This window comes from Brumimicrobium sp., from assembly GCF_048268645.1.
GTDB classification, from domain to species: Bacteria; Bacteroidota; Bacteroidia; order Flavobacteriales_D; family Crocinitomicaceae; genus Brumimicrobium; species Brumimicrobium ulvae.
Map to the genome: position 1 here is coordinate 88150 of NZ_JBLWVE010000011.1, position 15195 is coordinate 103344.

The 15195-nt window shown below is 37.1% G+C and carries 4 protein-coding genes; 3 read left to right on the plus strand and 1 reads right to left on the minus strand.

Annotation, left to right across the window (positions count from 1 at the left end; all coding sequences use genetic code 11):
• Positions 1-146 precede the first annotated feature (146 nt).
• Positions 147-9899, plus strand: a complete 9753-nt coding sequence (locus ACN0U3_RS10120; protein ID WP_417266134.1) for a T9SS type A sorting domain-containing protein — start codon at positions 147-149, stop codon at positions 9897-9899.
• 160 nt (positions 9900-10059) lie between these two features.
• Positions 10060-12726, plus strand: coding sequence for a CAP domain-containing protein (locus ACN0U3_RS10125; protein WP_417266135.1), 2667 nt, complete (start codon positions 10060-10062; stop codon positions 12724-12726).
• 13 nt (positions 12727-12739) lie between these two features.
• On the opposite strand, the gene ACN0U3_RS10130 is transcribed toward ACN0U3_RS10125, so the two are convergent.
• Complete coding sequence (locus ACN0U3_RS10130; RefSeq protein WP_417266136.1) at positions 12740-14377, minus strand: tetratricopeptide repeat protein; 1638 nt, start codon at positions 14375-14377, stop codon at positions 12740-12742.
• Positions 14378-14829: 452 nt separating this feature from the next.
• Between ACN0U3_RS10130 and ACN0U3_RS10135 the strand changes: the two genes are divergently transcribed.
• Positions 14830-15195, plus strand: a 366-nt coding sequence (locus ACN0U3_RS10135; protein WP_417266137.1) for a hypothetical protein, incomplete at its 3' end; no start/stop codon positions are given.

The window sequence follows — 15195 nt, forward strand, 5'->3', positions numbered from 1 at the left end:
AATTGTGCATGATTAAACATTAAGGTTGTTACCTGGACCTATGGTATAAAAGGCATTAAATAGATACAGGTGTTTTTAAAAGATATTAACAATTCAATGATGATAGACCTTTTTGTCTTATTTTCGCCGAAGTTAGCTATACTCTTATGAAAAAAATACTTTTGACTTTAGGTGTGCTTTTTGTCACAACCCTCTCGCTATTTTCTCAATCCATTACTGTTGTGCAAGCCAATGGAGGAGAAGAACTCTACGCATGTGAAACGTATCCAATCACTTGGAATTTTTCGGGTGGCGTCTCGAATTACTTTGATATTGATTATTCACTCGATGGAGGAACCATTTGGGCTTCTGTTGCAAGTTCGTATTTCTCAAATACTGGTGTCTACAATTGGACAGTGCCAAATGTGCAATCAAGTACCGTACTGTTTCGGGTGAAAGATGCGCAAGATGGAAGCATCGTCGATGAAAGTGATAATTATTTTACAATTGGTGTTCCTGTGAATATCTTATCTCCAAATGGAGGTGAAGTTTTTTTAGGCAATACGGTTGAAACCATTTCTTGGGATGCCCAAGGAATGAGTAATTCTTTTAACCTTTATTATTCGGTAAATAATGGCGTTTCTTGGTCAACAATTGTGACGAACCATTCAACGGTTTCTGGAACTTACGATTGGACAGTACCCAATTTGTCTTCTACCACTTGTTTGATTCGTGTGGCCGATTATGCACAAAACTGTAAGCAAGATCAAAGTGATGCGGTGTTCACGATTAATCCCGCAACTCCTGTCTTGACCTTTCCCAATGGAGGGGAAGACTTATTGTCCTCGTGTAACGAAACAATAACTTGGGACCCCTCAACTTTTTATTCTTCAGTTCGTTTAGATTATTCGGTTGACAATGGCGCTACGTGGAATGTAATTACAAACTCAACGAGCAACGACGGTTCTCATACCTGGTCAAACAAGCCTTCTGGACCGTTTTCATCTTGTTTGATTAAAGCTTCAAATACCGCTGACTTATCTGTTTTTGATGTTTCAGATGCGGTGTTTAGTATCAAAGCTCCACTAGAAATAACAAGCAATTTCACAGACACTTTATATGGTTGTACAAGTTTTCCTGTAACATTCGATTATGCCAAAACCTGCGAAAGTTATACTTCTTATTTCTATTATTCCATCGACAATGGAACCAATTGGATCAGTTTTGGGAGTTTCAGTAACAACAGCTACTCAACTTCAGGAACACGCTCTTTTAGTGTGCCGAATGGTATAAACAGTGCGAATTGTTTGTTCAAGGTATGTACTGAAAGTAATCAGGGGGGATATTGTGACATTTCAGATAATCCTTTTACCATTTTACCCGCGCCCATTGATGTGGAGGTTACCGCTTTAAATGGTGGCGAATCCATTTTACCTGATGATGTGGTAACACTGTCATGGGTAAATACCAGCGGATTAATGGGCGTTTATGATGTCTATTACTCTACGAATGGAGGAAGCACTTATACTTCTATTGCGAATGATTTAAATTCTTTAAATTACAATTGGACAGTTCCAAATATTCCAACAAATAACGCATTAATTAAAGTAGTTTTCAATAATCAATCCTGTAATTTTGATGTCAGTGACGCTACTTTTACCATTGGAAAAAGAACGCCTGTTTTAACTTATCCCAATGGAGGAGAAACATTGACTTCGGGGTGTCAAATCAATGTAACTTGGGATGCAAGTACATTCTATTCTTCTGTTCGAATTGATTACTCCTTAGATAACGGAGTGACTTGGATTCCTGTGGTAACAAGCACCTCCAATGATGGGTCCCATCCTTGGTCTCTTCCAAACGGCCCAGAAAGCAATGTTCAAGTCAAGGTGACTCAAACCAATGATTTATCTCAATTTGATATTACAGATGCTAGTTTCTCTATTGACCCTGTAGTAGAACTCACGACACAATTCACAGATACGCTCTATGGATGTTCTAACTTCACTGTAAACTTTAACTATTCTAAAACTTGTGTAAACTACAACACCTATTTGTTTTACTCAATAGACAACGGTGCAAATTGGGTTAGTTTTGGATCCATTTCAAACAACTCCTATTCAACCTCAGGGGCAAGAAACTTCAATGTTCCTAATGGTATCACTTCTGAAGATGCTTTGTTTAAAGTGTGTACAGAAAGTGACGGAACAGGATATTGTGATGTTTCTGACAATCCTTTCACTATTTTGCCTGCTCAAATAGATGTTGAAGTCAATGCCCTGAATGGAGGAGAAACTATCCAACCAGATGCTACCACTTTATTAACGTGGACCAATACTTCAGGTTTAATTGGTACCTATGACTTGTACTATTCAACAAATGGAGGAAGTTCATATACCCAAATTGCGAATGATGTGAATGGAACAGCTTACAATTGGACGGTACCGAATACACCAACTTCGAATGGTTTGTTTAAAGTGGTCTTTAATAATGAAGCGTGTAATTTCGATGTGAGCGATGCTGTTTTTACCGTTGGTAAGCGTCCTGCATTAGTGACCTTTCCAAATGGAGGTGAAGTGTTCGAATCTGGATGTAGTAATACCATCACATGGGACAATACTACATATTACGGAAATGTAAGAATTGATTACTCAACTGACAATGGAGTGAGTTGGAACATGGTGGTTGCTTCAACTTCCAACGATGGTTCACATTCGTGGAGCTTTCCAAGTGGTCCGGAGAATGATTTTTTAATTAAAGTCTCTGAAGTTGGAGATTTAGGCCACAACGATCAAAGTGATGCAGTAAATACCATTCGTCCACCGGTTGAATTAACAACTGTGTTTACGGATACTTTATACGGTTGTGAAAACTTTACTGTTCAATATAATTATTCAAAGACTTGCGAAAGTTATACGACATATTTGTATTATTCTATTGACAATGGTGCGACCTGGACGAACTTTGGATCTAGCTCAAATTCTTCTTACAGCACTTCGGGTGCACGTAATTTTAGCGTCCCCAATGGAATCACAAGTGATGAGTGTATGTTTATGGTGTGTACTACTAATGACGGAACTGGATATTGTGATACAACGGCTTACACGTTTACTATTCTTCCTTCTCCAATTGACGTAACTGTCAGCACACCAAATGGAGGGGAAACCTTTATTATTGGAGATGTTGAAACCATTACCTGGACAAATACACCCAATTCAACAGGCGTTTATGATTTGTTCTACAGCACGAATGGAGGTTCGACTTTCTCGAGTTTAGCCTCAAATATATCAGGGAACTCATACGATTGGACAGTACCCAATATACCGAGTACCAATTGCATCATCAAAGTGCAAATGGATGGAGCACCATGTAATTTTGATCTTTCGGATAATGTTTTTGAAATTTCACCACAACCTGCTGTTTTACTTTATCCAAATGGAGGAGAAGTACTGGAGTCTAGTTGTCAGGTTAACATCACTTGGGATCAAAGTACTTACTATTCTAGTGTTCGTATTGATTATTCAATAGATAATGGCGCAACATGGAATAACATTACCAATTCCACTTCGAATGATGGAAGTCACCCTTGGACACCACCAACAGGTCCGCAGACACAAATGAAAGTACGTGTTTCTCAAACCAACGACTTAACCCGATTTGATGAAAGTGACGCTGTATTTTCTCTTAAGCCACCAGTTGAATTAACTACAGTATTCACCGATACTTTGTATGGTTGCGAAAACTTCCCTGTTCACTTTAACTATTCAAAGGTATGTGAAAGCTATACTTCTTATTTCTATTACTCTGTTGATAATGGTGCGAATTGGATCAGTTTTGGATCGTTTTCAAATAGTAGCTATTCCACAAGTGGTATTCGAAATTTCAATGTCCCAAATGGAATAACGAGCAACGAATGTAAGTTTATGGTCTGTACGACAAACGATGGTACAGGTTACTGCGATACTTCAGCGTATACTTTTACTATTTTACCCGCAAAAATCGATGTGGAAGTAGTCGCATTGAACGGTGGAGAAACGGTTCAACCTGATGATGTGGTTTCTTTATCATGGTCCAATACTTCGGGATTAGTTGGAACCTATGACGTTTATTATTCTACCAATGGAGGAAGTTCTTATACTTCAATTGCGAATGACCTGAATAGTACAAGTTTTAATTGGACTGTTCCCAATTCACCAACAAGCAATGCGAAAATCAAAGTGGTATTCAACAATCAATCGTGTAATTTTGATGAAAGTGATGCTGTTTTTACCATTGGCAAAAGAACACCTGAATTAACTTATCCTAATGGTGGAGAAGAGTTTCCTTCGAGTTGTAGTATAAATATTACTTGGGACAATTCGACTTTCTATTCAAGTGTTCGATTAGATTATTCGACAGATAATGGAGTAACTTGGAGTCCAATCGTAACGAGCACTTCAAATGACGGTTCACATACTTGGCATAGCGTTCCTTCTGGATTGATTCAGAATACATTAATCAAAGTCTCACAAACCAATGATCTTTCTCACTTTGATATCAGTGATGCACCTTTCACAATAAAACAGCCTGTTGAAATCACAACGGTGTTTACCGATACTTTGTATGGATGTGAAAACTTCCCGGTTGAATTCAACTATTCTAAAGTTTGTGAAGGCTACACTACTTATTTGTATTATTCAATTGACAACGGCGCCAATTGGGTCAACTTTGCGAATCATTCGAATAGTTCGTCTTATACAAATGCCACACGAAATTTCAATGTTCCCAACGGCATAAGCAGCAACGAATGTAAATTTATGGCGTGTACTACAAATGATGGAACAGGATTTTGTGATACAACTGCATATACTTTCACCATTCTTCCAGCTAAAGTGGATGTAGAAGTTACAACACCCAATGGAGGAGAGTCTTTTGTTGCTGCCTCATCAACATTGATTTCATGGACCAATACAGCCAATACTTCAGGTCCGTATGATGTTTACTCATCAATCAATGGCGGATCTTCATGGTCACTAGTTGCGAATAATGTCATTGGAAATAATTACAACTGGACAGTTCCTAATACTCCTTCCAATAATGCGATGATTGAAGTGCGTGTGGATGGACAATCATGCAATAGAGATGCAAGTGACAATGTCTTTACGATTTCTCCTAAAAACCCTATCGTTTTATTGCCGAATGGAGGTGAAGAATTCTATTCTGGAATGTCAACGACAATTACATGGGACAATTCAACCTTTTATGGAAATGTTAGAATTGAATATTCAATAGACAATGGCTTATCATGGAATAACATTGTGACTTCTACTTCAAATGATGGAAGTCATTCATGGACACTTCCCAATGAGAATTCTGCACTGTGTTTAATTCGCGTTTCTGAAACTTCAGACGTGAGTCGTTATGATGTTAGTGATAATGTATTTAGAATTAAACCGGCAGTAACGATTATCACTCCTAACGGAGATGATGGAATAACCAATTGGGGAGGCTGTACAGTAACCTCAATTTCCTTTGACCGTTCTCCAGCTTGGAACCGATACAATATCTATTATTCTATAGATGGAGGAACCAATTGGACCACAATTGTTACCAACTGGGTATCGAATGCCAGTACTGCAACTTACAACTGGACAATGCCCAATATTCCTACTAGTCAAGCACTAGTAAAAGTAGAACCTTATTACCAAACGGCTTACTTTGATGAAAGTGATGCTACCTTTACAATTACGAAACCTGTAACACTTACGCAACCGAATTTTGGGGGAATTATGCAGGTCGGAAGTGTGTATAATATCGAATGGGATTCTGATGGGATCTCTAATATCTATGACCTTTATTATTCGTCTGACAATGGAGTGACTTGGAATACGATTATTATCGGACACAATACTTCCACAAACACTTACGCTTGGACAGTTCCAAATGATTTGTCAACACAATGTTTAATAAGAGTTCAAGACAACATTGATAACTGTAAGCAAGACGTAAGTAATGTTCCGTTTACCATCACCAATACTGCACCGCCAATTACCATCACAACACCAAACGGTGGAGATACTTTAATAGGATGTGCGACGTATACCATCGATTGGTCAGAAGAATCTACTTTCGGAATGTACGACCTATTCTACAGTACAGATGGTGGAACAAGTTGGACGACCATCATTGAAGATTACCCAACGACAAGCTCTTCCTACGACTGGGTGGTTCCAAATATTGATGAAAATGGTGTTTTAGTGCGTGTTCTCGTTTCGGGAACGATTAAGGAAGACATTAGCGATGCACTCTTTGTTATTGAAAGTAATTCAGTAGAAATTTCAACACCCAATCAAACAGTATGTTCTGGGACTTCAGTATCGCTCTCTGCTTCAAATGGAGTCAATTATTCATGGACACCAACTGTCGGATTGGATGACCCCAATAGTGCTACTCCAATTGCAACGCCAAATACCACTACGACGTATTATGTAAATAGTACAAATGGTACTTGTGTATCCACAGATAGTGTAGTCGTTACTGTTGAAAATAATCCTTCACTTGTGGCTTCTGTTGCTATTTCTGCAGATCAACCTTCAGTGATTTGCGCTGGAACAACTGTGAACTTTACGGCTTCTCCAACAAATGGAGGAAGTACACCTGTTTATGATTGGATGGTGAATTCAGTTTCTACTGGAATAAGTACTGCAAACTTTTCAACGAATTCTTTAAATCATGGAGATGAAGTAAGTGTAATCATGACTTCAAATTTAGCATGTGTTACTGGAAGTCCAACAACTTCAAACACAATGACGTTTACAGTAAATCCACTATTGACACCAACAGTTTCTATAACAGCATCCAAAGACACGATTTGCGTAGGGGAAACAGTTAACTTCTCAGCCTCTGTGAGTAATGAAGGTGGAAGTCCAAATTATGATTGGAAAGTCAATGGAGTTTCTACTGGTTTTACTGGAAGCACAGCGAATTTTTCAACCCTCTCGGATGGTGATGTGGTTAGTTTAGAATTAACATCAAGTGAATATTGTGTTTCAACCTCTACGGTTACCTCAAATGGAATTACGATTCATGTTTTTGATGTTCCAGCGGCACCAACAGCAATTGCTGGAAACAATGAAGTTTGTGCTTCAACTTTGAATAATTACTCTGTTGTGGCTGATCCGAATGTAACAGCTTATTCTTGGAGTATTCCTGGTTCTTGGTTGGGAAGCAGTACAAGTAATCAAATTGGAATTACCCCAGATGTTTCTGGAATGATTTCCGTTCAAGCGCAAAATCAATGTGGAAACTCTGTTACCTCTGATCTTAATATTACCGTAAATGCTACACCGTTGGTTACCGCTAGCGCAACGAGTCTTGCAGTTTGTAAAGGAGAGTCAGTAACACTCTCAGGAAATGGTGCCGCTACTTATGTTTGGAACAATGGAGTGTCCGACGGAGTAGCTTTTGTACCTACATCATCGGATGATTATACGGTCATTGGAACAGATGCAAATGGCTGTCAATCTACAGATACCATCAATATCCAAGTGACACCACTTCCTAACATTACCATCGCAGGGAATTTAGAAATCTGTAATGGAGAAACGACAAACTTGATTGCAAATGGTGGATTGAGTTATGTTTGGGATGATCTTTCTACGAACGCCACACAAACGGTTTCGCCAACATTAACGACTTCATATCAAGTTACAGGAACAGATGTCAATGGATGTTCTTCTATAGCATCAGCAACGGTAACTGTTGAAACTACTCCTAACGTCTTCATTTCTGGAGCAACTTCGATTTGTCAAGGTGAATCAGTTACATTAACTGCTTCAGGAGCGTTAAATTATAATTGGAGTAATGCCTTTTCAGGTGCAAGTCAAACCATTACACCAACGGGAGATACTACTTTAACAGTAATCGGGGCAACTGCCAACGGCTGTTCTTCGAGTAGTTCCATTACAATTACAGTAAAACCAGAAGCGAGTGTCAATATAACCGGACCAAACACGCTGTGTAATGGCGAAAGCATTGTATTGACAGCAAGTGGAAGCAGTAATTATTTATGGTCTACTGGAGAAACTACAGCAAATATTGTTGTTTCACCAACTTCTACGACTGTTTATAGCGTTACAGGATCTTCTCCAGGAGCATGTGATGTAACAGTGGACCATGTTGTAAATGTTCATTCCGGGCCAGCAATTTCAGCAACTGCAGACCTTACTATTTGTGAAGGTGAATCAGCGAACTTAACAGCAACAGGAGCAACTTCTTATTCATGGGATAATGGAGCAGGAGTAGGAGCAACAGTTAATGTTACGCCAACTGCAACAACCACTTATACCGTAACAGGAACCAATGCTAACGGTTGTACATCAACCGATGAGGTTCAGGTGACTGTGGTGACTTCTCCAGTACTTGCAGTTTCGAATAACGCGACCATTTGTTCTGGAGAATCAATTGATCTTTCTGTTTCAGGAGCTTCAACTTATACATGGGACAATGGTGCAGGAAGTGGAATGCTAGTTACCGTTGCTCCAACAAACTCTACAGTATATACCGTAACAGGAACAAATGCCAATGGTTGTTCAGCAACAGCTCAAGTAGCAGTAACTGTAAATCAGGCACCGACTTTAAGTTTTACAGGTAATACAGAATTATGTCAAGGTGGTTCAACAGTGTTGAATGCTTCAGGAGCGGCAACATACATGTGGGACAATGCCCTGGGAACCAATTCAAGTGTTGCCGTTTCACCAAGTATCTCAACTATTTACACAGTAACGGGAACTGCTAATAATGGATGTTCAACTGAACTGCCAATTACAGTAAATGTAAACGCTTTGCCTAACGTACAAGCTTCAGCAGATGTTGCAGTTTGTTCTGGTGCATCTACTTCTATCTCTGCGGTTGGAGCAGATTCTTATGTATGGGATAATGGTGCTGGAGCAGGAAGTTCGGTTAGTGTTGCTCCAATGTCGACTACAACTTACACCGTAACAGGAACAGATTTGAATGGATGTTCTGCTACAGATGAGGTGATTGTAACAGCGAACGCTGTACCAACGGTTACGGCCTCGAATGATGTGACGATTTGTGAAAACGAAACGACAAGTTTATCAGTAAGTGGAGCATCAACTTATTCTTGGAGTAATGGTGCAGGAACAGGCTCAACTGTAAATGTGAGTCCGACAAGTACTACAGAATACACTGTAACAGGAACAGATAATAATGGATGTACTTCAACGGATGTTGTATCTGTAAATGTAAATGCTGAACCTGTAGTTTCTATCAGTGGGAATACTTCAATTTGTGAGGGAGAAACTACTTCCCTAACTGCAAGTGGAGCGGCTACATATACCTGGTCGAATGGTTTAGGAACAGATGCAATGGTTTCCGTAGCACCAACTTCGACAATAACTTACGAAGTTACCGGAACGGATGTCAATGGTTGTAGTGCGACACAAACAGAAACAGTTACCGTTAATTCTGTTGATTTAAGTATTTCAGTAACAGGAACTACCTTAACAGCTTTGAATACTTCGGCAACAAGTTACCAATGGATTGATTGTGATAATAACAATGTCTTTATTGGTGGAGCCACAAGTTCATCTTATACGGCAACCAGCAATGGGAATTACGCTGTGATCATTACAGAAAATGGCTGTACCGATACTTCCGCTTGCTACATGATTTCAACAGTTGGTATAGAAGACGAAGAATTGGTTTCAATAAGTGTGTACCCCAATCCAACACAAGGACAAATCACAGTTGATGGAATTCAACAAAATCAAACCTACAGAATTCTAAACATCAATGGGAAACTATTGAAAGAAGGTGAGTTTGTAGCTGGCCAAAACCAAGTCGACATAACAACATTTGCAAAAGGGATGTATATGTTGAAAGTAGGTGAGGAGACCTTTAGAATTGTAAAGCAATAAAATATAATAGAGGGCCGAGAAATATAATTGAATAAAATGAAGGGTTACAAGTTCCGACTTGTAACCCTTTTTTAATGAATTTCACCTACAATATTAATAAATGTGCAAAAGAAAAGTGAAAGCATTTCGCCATGCTGAATAATATTTATACATTTAAACTATGTCATTTCGCCTTTCCAAAATATTGCCTATCTTATTCCTATTTATTTCGCTTCAATGGAGTTGGTCACAATCACCTACCACTTATTTTGATGAAAACAACCCCAATGTGAAGTATTTGGAGCACCTGATCAAAAAAGGAATTGATGAAGTGCGTGTCGAAAAAGGGTTAAATCCTTTGGTTAACGATTCCATTTTATACCTTGCTTCAGCGGATCATGCGCAATTTTTAAAACAATATGGAAGGCTTTCGCATTATCAATCTCAAAATAAGGAAAAGAGAACCCCCCAATTGCGCGCTGAACTTTATGGTGCTGTGAATTATAATGTAGGAGAAAATGTCGCATCTATTTCTTATGGTGCATCTTCAGAAACGTATGGAAGTATAGCAAAATCATTCGTAACTAATTGGGTGAATTCACCAGGACATTATCAAAACATTATTTCATCTGATTATGAAATTACGGGAGTGAGTGTTAGTGTACATAATGAGAAAAAAGCAATTTTCGCTTGTCAAAAATTCGCTAAAGTTGATTTTCGATTCGTTTTTGAAGAAAGTTCAACCTTTTTTCCCTACTCCAATTATGCACCTCCGCAACAAATCAATAGTTTTGATGGAGTTCCTCAGGGATTGATTCCTAAATATAAATACCCTTATAAATTAAGACATGATAAGTTAGAAGTTTGCGCAAGTTGTCCTGATAAACATAAAGAATCACCAGATATTTCTTTGGCTTATGATGAACGCAAGGGATTTGTTTTACGTGTTGAAAATTCAGCGTATGTCAATAAACTCATTCGCAACAAGTGGGACGGTTTTGCAGTAGAGTTGGTCGATTATGAAGATTATGCTTGTGGAAGTCCATTTTATTATGAAAAACCAAGTCGTAGGAATGGACAGTTGCGTTTGAACGGGATGTTGTTGGAACCGAAGTTTAGGAAAGATTTAGAGCGTGGATTCCGCAAAAGGAAAGCCAATAAGGAAGTTAAGTTTTTCCCTTATATTTTCAGGAAAGATTCGGTGAAGTTTTTCAAGCGCTTTGGACAATATCGATTAGACAAATACACGAGTGAATACTTTGAAATTCGATTGGGAAAACCGCCCAGAAATGGACCGCGTTTTTTTAATCATAATTTGATTGTGATCAAAGACAAACAGATTTGCGATGTATATTATTTTACCAATTATTGTGGTGATGTATACGAAGAATATAAAAGCACAGATTTTATTCCTTTTCAACCCGATACGGTAGATTATTTATTTCAAATCAGCCCTGATCAACTGTCCTTTTCTATTCCATTTCAACAAGGTCAGTATAATTTCGAAAAGGAAACGGTACTCAAAAATATAAGTACGCTCTCTGAGTATGATTTTATTATCGATTCGGTGAAAATAAAAGCATTTTCTTCCGTAGAAGGTGATTCAGCTATTAATGCACAATTGCAAATCAAAAGAGGGGAAAACATAGCTGATATTTTTCAAGGAATTCAAGAGAAGGAAATTGAAAAATCTATTAGTACCGCGATCAATTGGACCGATTTCAGAAGAGCAATCAGAAGAAATCACGAAACACGTCCGCTCAGTCAATTGAATAACAAAGAATTGTTGAAGGAAGTGAATCGGAATTCTACACAGTTAGAGCCTCAGTTAGCGGCTTCAAGGAAAGGAGATGTGATGGTCTATTTTCATGTCATTCCCAATCTGAAATCGTTGAAATACTACATCAAAAAGGAATTCATTCGTTTAAACGAAGACATCCTTCAAAAGTACAAAAGCAGAATTAATTTTGAGTCTGAATTGAATTCAATGGCTGACCTGTACAAATACACCTATGCCATGATTCAGAAAGATTTTCTTCAACCGGATATTTTTTTGGCAATGGAACCGCCACCTGTCATGGAACAGAATCCACGTTTGGTTCAGTATTACTTACTTTTTGGTAAAGAATATCCAGAAGTGTTTTCAACATTTGACGATTATGAGAAGAACAGGTCTTATTATTTCAATAATTATAAGAATTCCACAAAAATTGATTTTATTCCAGAGTTCAATTATTGGATGTTGAAGATGATTTCAGAAGAATTGATTGAGCGTAAAAAACTTACCCAGCAACAATTGGAAGTATTAAAACCACGAGCAATTCAATTGAAAAGCTATTATGAAGATTTTGAAATGGCCAAAAAGAATATCGATAAGGTGAACTTCAATTTAAATATGCTTGCCTTGAATCACCATTTCAACTCAAATCCAGAAGGCGAACAAAAGAATGCCATTATGGCTTTATCTCAGGTTCATCAGTATTATTCCGATAACGAATCACTGAATGACTCATTGATGTTGCACCTTGCCCGAATGGCTATATTTTATCAAAATCCAGAGTTAGCCCTGAATATGGTCATGCCTTTTCATAACACTAATGATGAAATTCGTGCCTTTGTAAACGAAGTTGCTTATCAACACAAGACTGCACCATTCTCTGAAGTGTATTACCAGAAATTGATTGATGACAGTAAGATTTTACCTCCAGAAATATGGTGTAATATGTTTATCAAACCCTGTGGAATTCCATTTCAAGTTTTCGATCATGAAGCATTGAGAAAACTCTACTGTAGTCAATGTGAAGGAAAAAACGATTATTTGAATGGTATTTACTATGGTGAAGAGTAGGGTGATGAGGGAGTTAATTTTTTAATTTCTGCGAAAATTCCAGTCTTACCTTAATGTCTTTGCAATATTCACGATACCATTCTTCATTTTCTAATGCAATTGCCTGATCAATCATTTTTATCGCTTCAAAATAGTTTCCTTCTTCTTCATAAATTTGGGATAAAAGGACATAGTCAGTACTTTGTAATTCACCATAGGAAAAGATAGATAGAAGTAATTCTTTAGCTTTTTTAGCGTTTCCTTCTTTGTAGTAATAGTGTCTTGACAACTGATTGATTGCATAATAACTACTCCATCCAATAGTGTTGCAGGAGATTATATTTTCATAGAATGGAATCGCTTTATTATTGCTTCTCCAAAATTTGGATTTATGTAAATAAGCAAGTCTGTAATTGGAGTTGGGATTACATCCGTAAAATTCTAGGGCTTTCCTGTGCGCTATTAATGATTTTCTCTTTTTCCCCAAAAAGGTGTAATACCAAGCAATTCTGTTATAGTATTTACTCTTAAGTAAAGTTCCATCTTCATTGGTGATATAGAAATCGTATACTGAATGAAAACTTGGAGGGTATGAATTAGATCGATATACTGAATTGGTCGTATCAACCATCTCAATTGCTAGGAATAGGGTTTCAATTCCCTCGTTTATTTGCTGGTTTTCCGCTTGAAATATAGAGTAATAATAAAATCCTTCTGAAGGAATGTTAGAAATATAGTATTCAGGTTCTTTTTTTAAGACCTCTCTGACAAGTGAATCTTTTAGTTTGTCTATTTTGAACAGGTCTAAGTAATCAAGAAAAAAATGCCTGCTTTCAATGTCTTTCTTTCCTCTAAGCTCAATGTTTTTTCTCAATGTATGAAGGGCAGAAACAGTATCATTGACATTCGTATAGGTATTCATGAGACTTTGTAAATGCTGCATCTTATTGGTTAAGTCATAGAGTTTATGATATGTTTGTGAAGCTTCTTTGAATTGATTTAGAGCAAATTGTGATTTGGCTTTTCTTTCCATCCAAATCTCATTATTTGGCTTGTAAATAAGAATACTATCACAAAACCCAATAATTGTTTTATATTTTCTATTGGAATAGAGTAATCTAAAGTAATTGTCAACTATACTATTATATCTCCAGATTTTCCTTTTGGTATTTAGGTAATCGTCAATGTTAAAATTAAAAACTTCTTCAAGGTATTTTAACGATTTTTGCGGATTACTATAGTAGTAATAATCCGAAAGTTGTTGACCAGCTAGATTTCGATTCTTATTGCTTTTGGCCTTCATTAATTCATATGTCGATTCGGCTTTTAAAGAATCGTCATCATAAAGGTTGATTTTTAAAGAAAAAAACAAAGAGTCTTCCTGCAGTTCTTCGTTTGGAAAAGAGGTTTTATTAAATATGATCTTGTAATTTTCTATGTCATAAAGAGATAAAAATTCATAATACCAAAGTATATAAATGTTGACTACATTATAATTTAAATCTGTTTCACTATAGGCAATGGCCACTTTTGTTTTTTCTTTCCATTCTAATGAGTCAAAATGTTCTAGCTTATAAATTAAACTGTCGTTTTCTTGTGAAAAAGAGGATGAAGTAAAGATTAAAGAACAAATAATAAGTCCTAAGACAAAAAAGAATTTCTTTAAAAACATTATCGTTCGACTGTGATTTACCTTCAACATAAGATTAGCATCTGATCATAAAAATAGACAAAAGTTTATTGTTCCCCGGCATTACGCAACTATTAATTTATAGGATACAGAATTCTAGTTAAAACACCAGACCCTTTATGAATTTTTGTGGATGAGATTAAAAAGAGTTAGTTCTTTTTGTTTTGATTCTTTGTCTTACAACAACTAAATATGCTTAAATTCACTATTCTCCTGTCTTTAAAAATAAACCATTATTTGAAGCCTTTTTATTGCGTTTGAAAGGTTTAGTGCGTCGATTGCAATAATGAATGTCATAGCACTTAAACAAAAAGTGCCGAAGGTATGGCATTTTTCTAGCCAAGAACGGAAGTCCTTGGTGTGTAAAATAAATAAAAAGCCAAATCCTAATTATTGTGGACGGACTGAAACCAGAAAGCCATGTCTAAGTCAAGGTGACTCAAACCAATGATTTATCTCAATTTGATATTACAGATGCTAGTTTCTCTATTGACCCTGTAGTAGAACTCACGCCACAATTCACAGATGCACTCTATGGATGTTCTAACTTCACTGTAAACTTTAACTATTCTAAAACCTGTGTGAATTACAACACCTATTTGTTTTACTCAACAGACAACGGTGCAAATTGGGTTAGTTTTGGATCCATTTCAAGCAACTCCTATTCAACATCTGGGGCAAGAAACTTCAATGTTCCTAATGTTTTTACTTCAAAAGATGGAGTAATCTATGAACAAGATGCAAAATACTTCTATTACGACCACGGACCTTTAGCCAGAACAGAAATTGGTCACAGTAAA